Raw genomic sequence first — 16,424 nt, 5'->3', positions numbered from 1 at the left:
CCCCCGCGCCCCGTGCTACGGCGCGCACGCTCGTGCGCCGGAGCTCACGGCTCGCACGAGGCACACCGGACGGCGCGCGCCGCGCGCTCGCACGCGCGTACCCCAGGAGCGCGCCCCGGCGTACGTGGCGCATCCCTCACCAGAGGCAGAGCGTGCGCGGGCGCACGAGCACGAGCGCGCGTACGCGCACGCAAACGGCGGACGGCCGGGAGCCGGTGTGTACGACCGTGCTCCGCGACCGTCCGCCGATCCGCGTGCCGCTGAAGAGATTCAGGAAGCCGGTGGCGGGTCCTCCGGCCGGGTCGGGACCGTCGGATCGCCGGTGGCCGTCTCCGCGTCGGCACCGTCCTTGTGCGCGAGACGGTCCATCGCTTCCTTGGCCTTGCCGGTGCCCGCGTGGATCTTCTCGCTGTACTTGCCCTTGGTCCGCTCGTCCACGACGTGCGCGGCCTTGTCGAGGCCGTGCTGGACCTTGTCCCCGTGCTGCCGCGCGAGGTCCGACACCTTGTCCCTGGCCGGGCCGAGCTTGGCCTTCATGTTGTCCAACAGACCCATGGTCCACCTTCCCTCGCGGGGCAGTTACCTGCGGGCGCCTTCGCCGGCCTCGTTGTCGGCGGCCTCCTCGGCGGACTGCTGCTTCGGGATGCCGGAGCCCTCGGACGCGTCGTCCGCGGCGGCGTCCGACAGCGCCGCCCCGTCCTCGCTCCCGTCTCCGGCCGAACCCGTCGCCTCCGCCGATCCGGTCGCCTCCGCCTCGGCCGCTGCCGACTCCGTTTCCTCCGCCTCGGCCGCTGCCGGCTCCGCACCGGCCTCCGCCTCGGCGGCCGTCGCCTCCGGAGTCACCTTCGGCTTACGGAGGAGTCGTGCAAAAACACCCATATCCACTCCATACGGTACTCGTGCGGGCGAATTCCCGCGTTACCCGGTGCGTACGGTTGCGCCGCCCGGGTCACCGCCTCCGGCGTGCCGTAGGCGGTATCTCGCCACGGGCAACGACCCGCGACCCCAGCCGTCACGTAACTCGTTCGAGGCACGGTCTGCAGGTTTGCGAGACTGGTGCGGTGAGCAGCGCACCTTCCATTCCCCGCGTCATCGCCGTCGTCGGACCCACCGCGGCCGGAAAGTCCGATCTTGGCGTCTTCCTGGCCCAGCAGCTCGGTGGGGAGGTCGTCAACGCCGACTCCATGCAGCTGTACCGAGGGATGGACATCGGCACCGCGAAGCTGACGCCCGAGGAGCGCGGCGGCATCCCGCACCACCTGCTCGACATCTGGGACGTGACGGTCACCGCCTCCGTCGCCGAGTACCAGAAGCTGGCCCGCGCCCGGATCGACGCCCTGCTCGCCGAGGGCCGCTGGCCCGTCCTCGTCGGCGGCTCCGGCCTGTACGTCCGCGGGGCCGTCGACAACCTGGAGTTCCCCGGCACCGACCCCGAGGTCAGGGCCCGCCTGGAGGAGGAGCTGGCGCTGCGCGGCTCGGGCGCACTGCACGCCCGCCTGGCCGCCGCCGACCCCGACGCCGCCCGCGCGATCCTGCCGAGCAACGGCCGTCGCATCGTCCGGGCCCTCGAAGTGATCGAGATCACCGGACGGCCGTTCACCGCGAACCTGCCGGGCCATGACTCCGTCTACGACACCGTCCAGATCGGCGTCGACGTGGCGCGTCCGGAACTGGACGAGCGCATCGCGCTGCGCGTCGACCGGATGTGGGAGGCGGGTCTCGTGGACGAGGTCCGCGCACTGGAGGCGGAGGGGTTGCGCGTGGGGCGCACGGCGTCGCGTGCGCTGGGTTACCAGCAGGTGCTCTCGGCGCTCGCCGGGGAGTGCACCGAAGCGGAAGCGCGGGCCGAGACCGTGCGCGCCACCAAGCGCTTCGCGCGCCGGCAGGATTCGTGGTTCCGGCGCGACCCCCGCGTGCACTGGCTGAGTGGGGCCGTGGCGGATCGGGAGGAACTTCCGCACCAGGCCCTGGCGTTGGTCGAACGACCGGTTACAGCCTGATCACGTCATGGCATCGGGATGCGCCGCCGGTCTTCGCGGCCTTCGGCGCCGTGCCATCATCGAGCTTCGATCGACCAAGTGGAGCCTAGTTGGGAGGGCGCGTGGCGATGGAGGCCGGCCCTCGCGACACCGCACAAAGTGCCGAGCACCTCACCACTGAGGGTGACGAACCGGCCCTGGCCGAGGGCCGCCCGACCGGGCACTGCCTGGACGGGAACGGTCCGGCCGAAGGCCGGGTGACCGAACAGCGGTCGGCCGAGAACCCCCGCGCGGAGCGTGAACGTGCGGAAGACCGACTGATCGAGGACCCGCTCACCGAGGACCCGCTCATCGAGGCCCGGCTGACCGAGGACGGCCCCGACGAGACGCCCGACGGGGTGACCGCCGACGGACCGGAGCCCGAGGAGATGTACCCGGGCGGTCCGGAGGTCGAGGTCGAGCTGCGCCCGCAGCGCCGGCTGCGCATCTGGCAGCTCGCCCCCATCGTCGGACTGTCCGCCGTCGGCTCGCTGATGTTCGCCTTCCCGCTCGCCTTCGACTTCGGTGACAGCGGCGCCGTCATCGCCATGCTGGGCATGCTGATCTGCTCCTGCGCCGCCGGCTGGGGCATGATGGCCGCCCGTCGGGTGGGCTACACCTGGCCCGGTCTGCCGGCGAGGGGCTCGGGCCGCCGCCCGGACTGGAGGGTCGTACTCGGGTACGTCCTGCTGGTGGCCGTGGTCGTGGTCCTGGCGGTGTGGCGCGTAGCCAGGCTCCGCTGAATCGCGTAGTCAGGCTCCGCTGAATCCAGGGGCGCGGGAAACTGCGCCACCAGCCACCAGCCACCAGCCACCAGCCACCAGCCACCAGCCACCGGCAACCCGCACCGTCCCGCTGCCCCGCACCACCTCACACCTGCATCGGCACCCCCGGCGGAGCGCTCCCGTACGATCGAGGAATGAGCACACGGATCGCCTTCCTCAAGGGTCACGGCACGGAGAACGACTTCGTGATCGTCCCGGACCCGGAGAACGCCCTCGTCCTCGGCCCGGCCGCCGTCGCCGCCCTGTGCGACCGCCGGGCCGGCATCGGCGGCGACGGGGTGCTGCACGTGGTGCGATCCGCCGCCCACCCGGAGGCCGCGTCGATGGCGGCCGAGGCCGAGTGGTTCATGGACTACCGCAACGGCGACGGCTCGGTCGCCGAGATGTGCGGCAACGGAGTTCGTGTGTTCGCGCACTACCTCCAGCACGCCGGACATGTGGGCGAAGGCGACCTCGCGATCGCCACGCGCGCGGGTGTGAAGACCGTCCACATCGCGAAGGACGGTGACATCACCGTCGGCATGGGCCGTGCCCGGCTGCCGGAGGGCGAGGTCACGGTGAGCGTCGGCGAGCACAGCTGGCCCGCCCGCAACGTCAACATGGGCAACCCGCACGCGGTCGCCTTCGTCGACGACCTCGCGCACGCCGGCGACCTGTACACCGCGCCGCCGGTCGGCCCGGCAGCCGCCTACCCGGACGGGGTCAACGTCGAGTTCGTCGTCGACCGCGGCCCCCGCCACGTCGCCATGCGCGTGCATGAGCGCGGCTCCGGCGAGACCCGCTCGTGCGGCACGGGCGCGTGCGCCGTCGCCGTGGCCGCCGCCCGGCGCGACGGCGCCGACCCGGCCGTCACCGGCACCCCGGTCACGTACACCGTCGACCTGCCGGGCGGCCGCCTGGTCATCAGCGAACGACCCGACGGCGAGATCGAGATGACCGGACCCGCCGTGATCGTCGCCGAGGGCGAGATCGACGGCAATTGGCTGGAAAACGCCGCCGGCTGACACGGCGAAACCACGAGGAAGACACCCCGCACCGCCCGGATCAGCGGTTTCCGATGGCCCGGGGTGTTCGACACCGCGGACGGCCCCAGGACATGTGGCGCAAACCCTAAACCTCTTTTCCGTCGCTCGAATGGGTGATCCGTTTCACGCTCGGCGAGAGGCGGTCGGTCGCACGTGGTGGGCTCGATAGCATCAAGCACCGGCACGGACGGGGGAACGTCGCCATCCCTGAGCCGCGTACGCCCTGGGGCCCCGTCCGCCGGTCCACGAGCCGGAGGTGCCCATGAGTGCGGAGGCCACGAACCCTGCGTCCCCTGGCCCGGTGTTGCCCACGGCGGCCACCGCCCCCGCGGTGCCCAGGGCGGAACGCAGGAAGTCCCGGCCGCGGATCGATCTGCGCAGGCTCGGCCGGGCCGCGTTGCTCGGCCCCGCCGTCCGCGGCAGACTGCCCGACGCGATCGGCCATGTCGTGGAGGCGCACCGCGCCCACCACCCCGACGCGGACCTCGACCCGTTGCGCCGCGCCTACGTCCTCGCGGAGTCCTCGCACCGGGGCCAGATGCGCAAGAGCGGTGAGCCGTACATCACCCATCCGCTCGCGGTGACCCTGATCCTCGCCGAACTCGGCGCCGAGACCACGACCTTGACCGCCTCGCTCCTCCACGACACCGTCGAGGACACCGATGTGACGCTCGATCAGGTGCGGGAACAATTCGGCGAGGAGGTCCGTTATCTCGTCGACGGGGTGACGAAACTGGAGAAGGTCGACTACGGAGCCGCCGCCGAGCCGGAGACCTTCCGCAAGATGCTCGTCGCCACCGGCAGCGATGTGCGCGTGATGTCGATCAAACTCGCCGACCGTCTGCACAACATGCGCACCCTCGGCGTCATGCGCCCGGAGAAACAGGCGCGGATCGCCAAGGTCACCCGCGACGTCCTCATCCCGCTCGCCGAGCGCCTCGGCGTACAGGCCCTGAAGACCGAGATGGAGGACCTGGTCTTCGCCATCCTCCGTCCCGAGGAGTACGAACACACCCGCGAGCTCATCGCGGAGAACGCCGCCCGCCCCGACGACCCGCTCGCCGAGGTCGCCGACGAGATGCGTGGGGTGCTGCGCGAGGCCGGCATCCCGGCCGAAGTCCTCATCCGCCCCCGGCATTTCGTCTCCGTCCACCGCGTGGCCCGCAAACGCGGACAGCTGCGCGGCACCGACTTCGGCCGCCTCCTCGTGCTCGTGCACGAGGACGCCGACTGCTACGGCGTCCTCGGCGAGCTGCACACCTGTATGACGCCGGTGGTCTCGGAGTTCAAGGACTTCATCGCCGTACCGAAGTTCAACCTGTACCAGTCGCTGCACACCGCCGTCGCGCGCGTGGACGGTCAGGTCGTCGAAGTCCTCATCCGCACCCACCAGATGCACAGGGCCGCCGAGGCCGGCGTCGTCGCCCTCGGCAACCCGTACGCCCCCGCGTCCGATGCCCCCGCGTCCGACGATCCCGCGTCCGACGATCCCGCGTCCGACGATCCCGCCGACGGCGAGCGCGCCGACCCCACCCGTCCCGGCTGGCTCTCCCGCCTCCTCGACTGGCAGCGGGCCGCGCCCGACCCCGACACCTTCTGGTCCACGCTGCGCGAAGACCTCGCCCAGGACCGCGAGATCACCGTCTTCCGCCCCGACGGCGGCACGCTCGGCCTGCCCGACGGAGCCACCTGTGTGGACGCCGCCTACGCGCAGTACGGCGAGGACGCGCACGCCTGTATCGGCGCCCGGGTCAACGGCCGGCTGGCCACCCTCAGCACCGTCCTCAAGGACGGCGACAGCGTTCAGCTCCTGATGGGCCAGGACCCCGCCTCCGAGCCCTCCCGCGAGTGGCTGGAGCACGCCCACACCCCGGCCGCCCGGATCGCCATCCAGCGCTGGCTGGCCACACATCCCGGCGGCGGCGCCGAGACCGAGGACGCGGACGGCGCCCGCCGCGAACCCGCCGAGGCCACTGCCTCCGTGCGCCCCGAGGGCGGCGCGCGCGCCGACGCCGCCGAGAGCGCCCCCACGGCCCGCCCCAGAGGCGCCGACGTCCTGGTGGAACCGCCCGCGGCCGCCGTACGGCTCGCCGGCTGCTGTACGCCCGTGCCGCCGGACGAGATCACCGGCTTCGTGGTACGCGGGGGAGCGGTGACTGTGCACCGCGTCGGGTGCGCCGCGGTGGCGCACATGAAGGGCCGGGGGCGCACGGAGACCGGCGTGCGCTGGGGGGACACCGCCGAATGCCGGGTCACCCTGGTCGCTGAATCGTTCGGCCGCCCCCATCTGCTCGCCGATCTCACCGAGGCGATCTCCTCGACGGGCGTCGACATCGTCTCCGCCACCGTCGAACCCCCCAGTCAGCAGCGGGTCCGGCACACGTACACCCTCCAACTCCCCGACGCGGCCCGCCTCCCGGCCCTCATGCGCGCCATGCGGGACGTCCCGGGCGTGTACGACGTGACCCGCGCCCAGCACCAGCACCCGCACTCCTGACCGATTCCCGGCCTTGGGCAGAAGGGCTGCGGACCCAACCCGTTCGGGTGGGACGGGCGCGCGTCGCCGTCGTCGCGAGCAAGCGCCCTGGTAGCGGTAACCCATGCTGCTCACCCCCCGCACCCGCGCCCGGTCCCGGATCCGGTCCCGCGCCTCCCGGCACCGGGCGGCGGCCCTGCTGGCCTCCGCCGTCACCGTCTGCCTGCTCGCCGCCGCGGCCCCGGCCGAGCCCCTCGGAGTCGGCGACCGGCTCTTTCCCTACCTGGGCAACCCGGGCTACGACGTGGCGTCGTACGACGTGTCCTTCACCTACCCCGGCAGCAACGACAAGCCGCTGCAGGCCGTGACCACCATCGACGCCTGGACCACCGCCGACCTGGAGCGGATCAACCTCGACTTCGCGCACGGCACCGTCAAGTCGGTCGAGGTCGACGGGCGTCCCGCGGAGTTCACCAGCGCCGGCGAGGACCTGGTCGTCACCCCGGACCACCCCCTCGACGAGGGCAGCTGGACCCGGATCACGGTGAAGCACACCAGTGAACCCGTCCCCGGCAAGGACCAGGAAGGCGGCTGGGTGCGCACCAACGACGGCCTCGCCATGGCCAACCAGGCCGATGCCGCGCACCTGGTCTTCCCCTGCAACGACCACCCGTCCGACAAGGCGTTCTTCACCTTCCATGTCACCGCCCCCAAGGGCTACACCGTCGTGGCCAACGGTCTGCCCGTCGGAGCGGACCAGGTCGGCTCCAAGACCACCTGGACCTACCGCACCCAGCACCCGATGGCCACCGAACTGGCCCAGGTCTCCATCGGCCGCTCCAGCGTGCTGCACCGCGAGGGCCCGCACGGGATGCAGGTCCGTGACGTCGTGCCCAGCGCCGACGCCAAGGCGCTCCAGCCCTGGCTCGACAAGACGCCCAAGCAGATCGCCTGGCTGGAGGGCAAGGTCGGCCCGTACCCGTTCGAGACCTATGGCGTGCTCATGGCGCAGGCCGACACCGGGTTCGAACTGGAGACACAGACCCTCTCGCTCTTCGAGAAGAACCTGTTCACACAGCCCGCCTACCCCCAGTGGTACGTCGAGTCGATCATGGTGCACGAGCTGTCGCACCAGTGGTTCGGCGACAGCGTCAGCCCCCGCACCTGGTCCGACGTCTGGCTGAACGAGGGGCACGCCACCTGGTACGAGGCCCTCTACGCGGAGGAGACGGCGCACAAGCCCATGGAGGACCGGATGAAGGCCGCCTACGCCAACTCCGACCGCTGGCGTGCGGCCGGCGGCCCGCCCGCCCTGCCCAAGGCGCCCGCACCCGGCCAGAAGATCAGCCTCTTCCGCCCCAACATCTACGACGGCGCGGCCCTGGCGCTGTACGCCCTGCGCCAGGAGATCGGCAAGCCGGCCTTCGAACGCCTGGAGCGGACGTGGGTCCAGAAGCACCGGGACTCCACCGCCGGCACCGCGGACTTCATCAGCCTCGCCTCGACCGTCGCCGGCCGCGATCTGTCGGGCTTCCTCAAGGGCTGGCTGTACGGCGAGAAGACTCCTCCGATGCCAGGCCACCCCGACTGGAAGCCCGCGGCGTCCTCGCCCAAGGCCGCCAAGGACAGGCCCCGGAAATAAGGCGGTGACGCGACGGGACGGGCCGTGCGACCATCGTCAGGTCGGCGCGGCCCGGCCCGCGGGAATCTCCCGGGATGCTCGCGCGTTCTACGCTATGACTGCCCGCACAGGCACTCCCATCGACGTAAGGATCCAATGACCTCCTCTTCTTCCCCTTCCCAGGACACCAAGCGCCTCGCGCACGACTATCCCGAAGGTCTTCGGGCCGATGCCCTGATGGAAGAGGACGTCGCCTGGAGCCACGAGATCGACGGCGAGCGGGACGGCGACCAGTTCGACCGCTCCGAGCGCGCGGCCCTGCGCCGCGTGGCGGGTCTGTCCACCGAGCTGGAGGACGTCACCGAGGTCGAGTACCGACAGCTCCGCCTGGAGCGGGTCGTGCTCGTCGGGGTGTGGACCACCGGCACCGCACAGGACGCCGACAACTCCCTCGCGGAGCTGGCCGCCCTCGCGGAGACCGCGGGCGCACTCGTCCTCGACGGCGTGATCCAGCGCCGTGACAAGCCCGACGCGGCCACCTACATCGGCTCCGGCAAGGCCCTGGAGCTGCGCGACATCGTCGTCGAGACCGGTGCCGACACCGTGATCTGCGACGGTGAGCTGAGCCCCGGCCAGCTGATCCAGCTGGAGGACATCGCCAAGGTCAAGGTCGTCGACCGTACGGCCCTGATCCTGGACATCTTCGCCCAGCACGCCAAGTCCCGCGAGGGCAAGGCGCAGGTCTCGCTCGCGCAGATGCAGTACATGCTGCCGAGGCTGCGCGGCTGGGGTCAGTCGCTGTCCCGCCAGATGGGCGGCGGCAAGGGCGGCGGCCTCGCCACCCGTGGCCCCGGTGAGACCAAGATCGAGACGGACCGGCGCCGGATCCGCGAGAAGATGGCGAAGATGCGCCGGGAGATCGCGGAGATGAAGACCGGCCGCGAGATCAAGCGCCAGGAACGCCGACGCAACAAGGTGCCGTCCGTCGCCATCGCGGGCTACACCAACGCCGGCAAGTCCTCCCTGCTCAACCGACTCACGGGCGCCGGCGTCCTGGTCGAGAACGCCCTGTTCGCGACCCTGGACCCGACCGTCCGCCGCGCGGAGACCCCGAGCGGTCGGCTGTACACGCTGGCGGACACCGTCGGCTTCGTACGCCACCTTCCGCACCACCTGGTCGAGGCGTTCCGCTCCACCATGGAGGAGGTCGGCGACTCCGACCTCATCCTGCACGTGGTGGACGGCTCGCACCCGGTACCGGAGGAGCAGCTCGCCGCCGTGCGCGAGGTGATCCGGGACGTCGGCGCCACCGACGTGCCCGAGATCGTCGTGATCAACAAGGCGGACGCGGCGGACCCGCTGGTCCTCCAGCGACTGCTCAGGGTCGAGAAGCGCTCGATCGCCGTCTCGGCCCGCACCGGCCAGGGCATCGAGGAACTGCTCGCCCTGATCGACAACGACCTGCCCCGCCCCTCGGTCGAGATCGAGGCGCTCGTGCCCTACACGCACGGCAAGCTCGTCGCCCGCGCCCACACCGAGGGCGAGGTGATCTCCGAGGAGCACACCGCGGAGGGCACCCTGCTCAAGGTCCGGGTGCACGAGGAACTGGCGGCGGACCTGGCGCCGTACGTTCCGGTGCCGGCGGCCTGACCGACTCCATGACGAAGGCCCGCCCCTTTTTCAGGGGGCGGGCCTTCGTGCTCTCAGGGAGCAGTCACTCCGCCGACGAGGCGGCGATTCCGCCCGCCCTTACTGCCCGGCGAACTTCTTGCTGACCGACTGGTACACACCCTTGGCCACATCGCCCAGCCGGGGACCGGCCAGCCAGCCCGACGTCACCGGGCCGATGGAGGTGTTGGACACCAGAGCCAGCTTGCCGTCCGTGCCCGTCTCCACCCAGCCGCCGCCGGAGGAGCCCGCGGTCATCGTGCAGCCGATGCGGTACATCGTCGGCTCCGACTTGGCGATGGACAGCCGACCCGGCTTGTCCTTGCACTGGTACAGCAGCTGACCGTCGAACGGAGCCGCCTCCGGGTAGCCGGACGCGGTGATGCCGCCGCTGACCTTCGGCACCGCCGGAGCGTTGAAGTTCACCGGCAGCGCCCCGCCGACCGTCTCCTCCAGCGACTTGCCGCTGTTGCCCTGCTCCGGCGTCACATGGATCACCGCGAAGTCATACGGGGCACCGTTGCCGCCGGTCTCACCGCCCTGGTCGATCCACTGCTGCGAGGTCTGCGCCGCATCGGCCCACCACACGCCGTACGGGGCGATCTCGGACCGGGTGGCGTTCTGCAGCTGGGCGGCCGGCTTGCCGGAGTTGTTGTACGACGGCACGAAGGCCATGTTGCGGTACCAGCCGCCGCTCTTGCCGGCGTGCACACAGTGACCCGCCGTCCAGACCAGGTTGGACTTGCCCGGGTGCGCGGGGTCCTCCACGACCGTGCCCGAGCAGACCATGTGGCCCTCGGGGGAGTCGAAGAACACCTTGCCCGAGGCGGCCGCGTTGACGTGGTACGGCGTCGCCACCGACTGCGCCTTCACCGGCTGCGGGGTCGGGTCCGTCACGCCCTGGTCACCCGAGATGTCATTGTCCTTGACACCCTTGCTCGGGTCGTTGGAGTGGCGCATCCGGTTCGGGTCCCACAGGCCCTTGATGATCGGGTTGATGAAGTCGTTGGCCTCGCGCAGCCAGTCCTGCTTGTTCCAGTTCTTCCAGGCGCCGTTCTTCCACTTGTCGATGTCGATGCCGTGGTCCTTCAGCTTCTGCTTCAGGTCGTCCGGGATCTTGATCTTTCCGTCGCCGGCCGAGGTCGCGGACGCGGACGCGGTCGGCTGGCCGCTGGCGTTGTCGTCGCCGTTGCAGGCGGTGGCGGTCAGCGCCAGCGCCGAGGCGAGGGCGACCGCCGCGAGCGAGGTGGAGGTGCGGGTGCCCCTCCCTCGCCGATCAGTGAACGACGGTCGTATGGATCGCATGCTCTTGACTCCCCCTGTTGTGAAGGTACTCGGCGCTTCGGTCGCGCCACCGGCCGTGAACTCATGGGACGTTCACGGCCGTCCCACGATCGTTTTGGGAAACGGCGTCCCAGACTATGCGCTCGCTGTGGGGGACTTCCGATGGAACGGCAACGGTTCGGCTACAAGCCGTCTGAGCTGGCCAATCATCCGTGGATCTACCGGTTTGACGTCCATTCACCGCTCCTGTCCTTGATCCGTTCCCTGATCCGACCGACGTTGGGGGCGCGGCGCGTGAGACCGTGCGGAACACCCCGACCGTCCGTCGTCCGCCCGTCGTCCGCCCGGCGGTCGGCCGTCGTCCGTCTGACGGTCGGCTGTCGACCTGCCGTCGTCCTGCCGTCCCGGCAATGATCTTGCGGCAACCCGTAACCCGTCGAACGGCCGGAGGTTGTAGCGGTGGGGGGCCAGCTGCCTGCACTTGGTCCCCGTGGATCAACTCGCCTCTGAACAGCGGGGAGGACAGCGACCGGTGGCCGTTACGGAGTCGATGGCTGGAGACACGAACGGGGGAGCGCCCGCCGTGCACGAGGGGATCCTCAGACGCCAGTCGGCGCGGGAATCCTCCGCCCGTACCTACGCACGGGCGCTGCCCATCGTCCCGGTCAGGGCGCGCGGGCTCACCATCGAGGGCGCCGACGGCCGTCGCTATCTCGACTGTCTCTCGGGCGCCGGCACCCTCGCCCTCGGCCACAACCATCCGGTCGTACTGGAAGCCATCCGCGGCGTCCTCGACTCCGGCGCCCCCCTCTCCGTCCTCGACCTGGCCACCCCCGTCAAGGACGCCTTCATCACCGAACTGTTCCGCACCCTCCCGGCCGGCCTCGCCGACCGCGGACGCGTCCAGTTCTGCGGACCGGCCGGAACGGACGCCGTCGAGGCCGCCCTCAAACTGGTCCGGGCCGCGACCGGCCGCACCGGTGTCCTCGCCTTCACCGGCGCCTACCACGGCATGACCGCCGGTGCCCTGGCCGCCTCGGGCGGCGCCCGTGACATCCAGGTCGCCCGTCTGCCCTATCCACAGGACTACCGCTGCCCCTTCGGCGTCGGCGGACCGCGCGGCGCCGAACTCGCCGCCCACTGGACCGAGTCCCTCCTCGACGACCCCAAGTCGGGTGTGCCGCTGCCCGCCGGGATGATCCTCGAACCCGTCCAGGGCGAGGGCGGGGTGATCCCCGGACCGGACGACTGGCTGCGCCGTATGCGGCAGCTCACGGCCGCCCGGGAGATCCCGCTGATCGCCGACGAGATCCAGACCGGCGTCGGTAGGACGGGCGCCTTCTGGGCCGTCGACCACAGCGGTATCACCCCTGACGTCATGGTCCTGTCCAAGGCCATCGGCGGCAGCCTCCCGCTGGCCGTGATCGTCTACCGCGACGATCTCGACGTCTGGCAACCCGGCGCCCACGCCGGAACCTTCCGAGGCAACCAACTCGCCATGGCCGCGGGCACCGCGACCCTCAGCCATGTGCGGGAGAACGGCCTCGCCGAACGCGCCGCCGACCTCGGCACCCGCATGCTGCGCCAACTCCGTGAGCTGGCCGACAGGTTCGCCTGCGTAGGGGAGGTGCGGGGACGGGGGCTGATGATCGGGCTCGAACTGGTGGATCCCGAAGGCTCCGCAGCCGAATCCGGCGACCGCCACGCCGCGTCCCCCGACCTGGAGTCCCCCCGCACACCGCACCCGGCCGCGCCCGACCTCGCCGTCGCCGTCCAACGGGAGTGCCTCCAGCGCGGATTGATCGTCGAACTCGGCGGCCGTCACGCGGCCGTGGTCCGGCTGCTTCCCCCGCTCACGATCAGCGACGAGCAGGCGGCGGCCGTTCTGGACCGCCTGGCGGACGCGGTGGCAGCGGTGGCCCGCACGCACGAGGGGAAGAGCCCGCGTCACCTCAGACACCATGGATCTGACCAGGGTGCGGACCTCTGACCAGGGTGCGGACTGAGGGCAGCGCCCACACTGCCCGGTTCCCGAAGCCGGCAGCAGCCCTCGGAATCGCTCCCTTCCCGTCCTGCCTGTCCATTCCGCCCTTCCCGCCCTCCCATCCTCTTCCGCCCTCTCGCCCTTTCCGTCCCGACCACCCCAACACCCCTACCAGTGAGGACATTCGGGCCGCACCGGCCTCCCGTGACCCACACCCACAGCTCTCCCGCTCCCGCTCCCCCGCTCTCCGCGACCAGGGTGATCCGCCACCGAGGCCGCCACAAGGGCAAGCGTCGGCGCCACCCGGGAACGGCGACACAGCGACAGCAGGAACCCGCACCTCCCAGCCAGCTACGAGGAGCCGTCATGAACGACACGCCCACACCCGACGGCAGCTCCGGTGCCCCCGACGAACAGGGCGACTCCGGCACGCCGGCCTCTCCCGTGCCGCTCGCCGAGTCGGTTCCCCAGCAGAAAAGGCGCACCGCGGATCTCACCCGGGTGACCGAGCCCGGATGCGAGCTCCTGGAACATCCTGACCCGCACACCGCCGCCCAGGCCGCCGCCGTGGAGAACCTCCTGCGCTGCTGGGTACGAGAGACCGGCCTGGCCGCCCCCACCAACGGCACCCTCCACCTTCCGCTCCCGGCCAGCGGCACCGCCCTGCTCGTGCCGGTCCGCTACTGGTCGCCGACCGGCTGGCACCGCTTCGGCCCGCCACGCCTGCACAGCGCCCCCGACACCGCCCCCGCCGTAGACTCCGCCACCCTGGCGGCGCTGCTCGCCCGGGAGGCAGCGGGCGCCACGCTCAGCGGCTGCCGTCCCCGGAAGCCCATCGCCGGCACCCACGGAGACGCCCCCGCCGGGCACCCTGCGGCCGGCGACGACGGGTACGGCAGAGCCGGCGGCGGTAGCGATGGCGGTGGCAGAGCCGGTGGCGACAGCGATGGTGGCGGCAGGGCCGGTGCCGGCAGCGATGGCGGTGGCAGAGCCGGTAGCGAAAGCGATGGCGGCGGCCTGGTGGGCCGGGTCGCCGACTCCGTCCGACACACCGCCATCTTCATCCGTGACCGGCGCGAGCGCCCCGCCGACGGGCCCGATCTCTTTCTCTCCGCCGAGCAGGCCCTCCTGCTCGGACACCCCCTGCACCCGACCCCCAAGAGCCGGGAAGGCCTGACCGCTTCGGAAACCCCCCGCTACTCACCGGAGTTGCGGGGCTCCTTCCCTCTGCACTGGATCGCGGTCGCCCCTGCCCTCCTCGCCTGCGACTCCGCCTGGACCGAGCGCGGCCGACCCGTCCCCGCCGCCGACCTCACAAGGCGCTTCGCCGATACCGGTCTCCCACTGCCCGACGGCCACGCCGCCCTCCCCCTGCACCCATGGCAGGCCCGCGAACTGCGCCACCGCGCAGCCGTCGCCGCTCTGCTCGACTCCGGCCTCCTCCGTGACCTCGGCCCCCTCGGACCCAGCTGGCATCCCACCTCCTCCGTCCGCACCGTCCACCGATCCGGTGCCCCGGCGATGCTCAAGCTGTCGCTCGGCCTGCGCATCACCAACTCCCGCCGGGAGAACCTCCGCAAGGAACTGCACCGGGGAGTCGAGGTGCACCGGCTGCTGCGCACCGGCCTGGCCAAGCAGTGGCAGGCCGTACACCCCGGCTTCGACATCGTCCGCGACCCGGCCTGGCTCGCCGTCGACGACCCGGACCAGGGGCCCGTCACCGGACTCGACGTGCTGATCAGACACAACCCGTTCGCGCCGAGCGAGGATGTCGGCTGTGTCGCCGGACTCGTCTCGCCGCGTCCCGTCGTCGAACCGGCCGGCAACTCCTCGGCGCTCGTATCGCCCCGTCCCGCTGCCGAACCAGCGGTCAACTCCTCGCCCCGACAGGGCACTTGGCCCATGCGGTCCCGCTTGGCCCTGCTCATCACGCGGCTCGCCGCGCACACCGGCCGGCCCGTCGGCGCCGTTGCCGCCGAGTGGTTCCTCCGGTACCTGGAGCAGGTCGTCCGTCCCGTCCTCTGGCTGGACGGCGAGGCGGGCATCGCCCTCGAAGCCCACCAGCAGAACACCCTGCTCCTGCTCGACCGCGACGGCTGGCCCGCCGGCGGCCGCTACCGCGACAACCAGGGCTACTACTTCCGCGAGTCCCGGCGCGCCGAACTGGGATCCCGGCTGCCCGGCGTCGGAGAGCGCAGCGACACCTTCGTCTCCGACGAGGTCACCGACGAACGCTTCGCCTACTACCTGGCCATCAACAATGTGCTGGGCCTGATCGGCGCGTTCGGCTCCCAGCGCCTTGTCGACGAAAGACTCCTCCTCGCGGCCTTCCGTCGCTTCCTCACCGGCGTCGCCACGGGACCCGGCGCACTGCGTACCCCGCTGCCCCGCCATCTGCTCGACTCACCCGTCCTGCGCTGCAAGGCCAACCTGCTGACCCGGCTGCACGGCCTTGACGAACTCATCGGCCCGGTCGACACCCAGTCCGTCTACGTCACCATCGCCAACCCTCTTCATCCCTGAGCCCGTCCACCCTTCATCCCCGAGCCCACCCACCGTTCATCCCTGAGCCCGTCCACCTGTCTCCGCTGTCTCCCTTGTCTCCCCGCATCACCGAGGACCATGACCCACCTCGTCTCCTGAGAGGAGCGCACCTTGCCTCCCACCGACGCGAACGCCGGCCTCGGCGCCCGCCCCGCCCCTTCCGGCACCCCCGTCCCCCCGGGTGCCCCTGTGGTCCGGGGCGCCGACGGCCCCCGAGGGGACAGCGCGGGCAGCACACCGGCCGCCCCCTTCACCGGGTTCGCCATCGAGGACGACGAAGGGGACTGCGAGGACACCCTGGAACTGCAGCTGCCCTCCGAGTTCCTCGCCGTCTTCGCCGTAGGGGCGGCCCACCTCCTGGACCAACTCCACACCTGGGGTCCGGTGGTCACCCCCGTCGGCACCTTCCAGCTCCTGCCCGTGCGCGTCGACGAGGACCTGCCCCGCATCCATCGGTGGATGAACGACCCCGCCGTAGCGCCCTTCTGGGAGCTGGCCGGCTCCCAGAAGCGGACGGAGGACCATCTGCGCGCTCAGCTCGACGGCGACGGGCGCAGCGTGCCGTGTCTCGGCGTACTGGACGGCACACCGATGAGCTACTGGGAGATCTACCGCGCCGACCTGGATCCGCTGGCCCGCCACTATCCGGCCCGTCCCCATGACACCGGGATCCACCTCCTCGTCGGCGAGGCCGGGGACCGAGGGCGCGGGCTGGGATCCGCCCTGCTCCGAGCCGTGGCCGACCTGATCCTCGACCGGCGCCCGGCGTGCGCACGGGTCGTAGCGGAACCCGATCTTCGCAACGCCCCGTCCGTGGCGGCGTTCCTGAGCGCCGGCTTCCGGTTCGCGGAGGAGGTCGAGCTGCCCGGCAAGCGGGCCGCTGTCATGATCCGGGACCGGGCCCTGCGCGATGTGATGTAACGCCCTGTGAGGGTGCGTTCACATGTGGTCCCCGCCTGGGTCGACCGCGCCCGCACTTCCTCCGTTTTCTCGAAACCTGTCCGCCCCTTTCCTTCGAA

General features: G+C 71.4%; 12 protein-coding genes. 9 read left to right on the top strand and 3 right to left on the bottom strand.

What is annotated here, in order from left to right:
• Positions 1-270: 270 nt before the first annotated feature.
• Positions 271-555 carry an antitoxin gene (locus IE277_RS24570; RefSeq protein WP_189955853.1) on the bottom strand — a complete coding sequence of 95 codons (285 nt, stop codon included), beginning with the start codon at positions 553-555 and terminating at the stop codon, positions 271-273.
• Positions 556-579: 24 nt separating this feature from the next.
• Positions 580-879 carry a hypothetical protein gene (locus IE277_RS24565; protein ID WP_189955852.1) on the bottom strand — a complete coding sequence of 100 codons (300 nt, stop codon included), beginning with the start codon at positions 877-879 and terminating at the stop codon, positions 580-582.
• Between the two features lie 182 nt (positions 880-1,061).
• Between IE277_RS24565 and miaA the strand changes: the two genes are divergently transcribed.
• The 6 genes from miaA (at position 1,062) to hflX (ending at position 9,575) form a co-directional block, all read left to right on the top strand.
• Positions 1,062-2,000, top strand: coding sequence for a tRNA (adenosine(37)-N6)-dimethylallyltransferase MiaA (miaA, locus tag IE277_RS24560; RefSeq protein ID WP_189955851.1), 939 nt, complete (start codon positions 1,062-1,064; stop codon positions 1,998-2,000).
• A 296-nt stretch (positions 2,001-2,296) separates the two neighbouring features.
• Complete coding sequence (locus IE277_RS24555; protein ID WP_189955898.1) at positions 2,297-2,761, top strand: hypothetical protein; 465 nt, start codon at positions 2,297-2,299, stop codon at positions 2,759-2,761.
• A gap of 176 nt (positions 2,762-2,937) precedes the next feature.
• Positions 2,938-3,807, top strand: coding sequence for a diaminopimelate epimerase (gene dapF / locus IE277_RS24550; protein ID WP_189955850.1), 870 nt, complete (start codon positions 2,938-2,940; stop codon positions 3,805-3,807).
• 283 nt (positions 3,808-4,090) lie between these two features.
• A complete protein-coding gene (locus IE277_RS24545; RefSeq protein ID WP_189955849.1) occupies positions 4,091-6,325 on the top strand; it encodes a RelA/SpoT family protein in 2,235 nt (744 codons plus the stop codon).
• A 103-nt stretch (positions 6,326-6,428) separates the two neighbouring features.
• Positions 6,429-7,946 carry a M1 family metallopeptidase gene (locus IE277_RS24540; RefSeq protein WP_189955848.1) on the top strand — a complete coding sequence of 506 codons (1,518 nt, stop codon included), beginning with the start codon at positions 6,429-6,431 and terminating at the stop codon, positions 7,944-7,946.
• A gap of 135 nt (positions 7,947-8,081) precedes the next feature.
• A complete protein-coding gene (gene hflX / locus IE277_RS24535) occupies positions 8,082-9,575 on the top strand; it encodes a GTPase HflX (protein ID WP_189955847.1) in 1,494 nt (497 codons plus the stop codon).
• 99 nt (positions 9,576-9,674) lie between these two features.
• Here the strand turns inward: hflX and IE277_RS24530 are convergent, their stop codons facing one another.
• Positions 9,675-10,898: a trypsin-like serine peptidase gene (locus IE277_RS24530; RefSeq protein ID WP_189955846.1), complete on the bottom strand. Its 1,224-nt coding sequence runs from the start codon at positions 10,896-10,898 to the stop codon at positions 9,675-9,677.
• Between the two features lie 529 nt (positions 10,899-11,427).
• Between IE277_RS24530 and IE277_RS24525 the strand changes: the two genes are divergently transcribed.
• The 3 genes from IE277_RS24525 (at position 11,428) to IE277_RS24515 (ending at position 16,326) form a co-directional block, all read left to right on the top strand.
• Entirely contained in the window at positions 11,428-12,867 is a 1,440-nt protein-coding gene (locus IE277_RS24525) for a diaminobutyrate--2-oxoglutarate transaminase family protein (RefSeq protein ID WP_189955845.1), read from the top strand.
• A gap of 360 nt (positions 12,868-13,227) precedes the next feature.
• The gene (locus IE277_RS24520) at positions 13,228-15,384 is read left to right on the top strand and encodes an IucA/IucC family protein (protein WP_189955844.1); all 2,157 of its coding nucleotides are present in this window, start codon (positions 13,228-13,230) and stop codon (positions 15,382-15,384) included.
• Positions 15,385-15,516: 132 nt separating this feature from the next.
• A complete protein-coding gene (locus IE277_RS24515) occupies positions 15,517-16,326 on the top strand; it encodes a GNAT family N-acetyltransferase (protein WP_189955843.1) in 810 nt (269 codons plus the stop codon).
• The last annotated feature ends 98 nt before the right edge of the window (positions 16,327-16,424 follow it).

Origin of the sequence: Streptomyces alanosinicus (assembly GCF_014650595.1) — a bacterium.
Taxonomy (GTDB): Bacteria; Actinomycetota; Actinomycetes; order Streptomycetales; family Streptomycetaceae; genus Streptomyces; species Streptomyces alanosinicus.
This window is presented reverse-complemented; position numbering and strand designations above follow the sequence as displayed.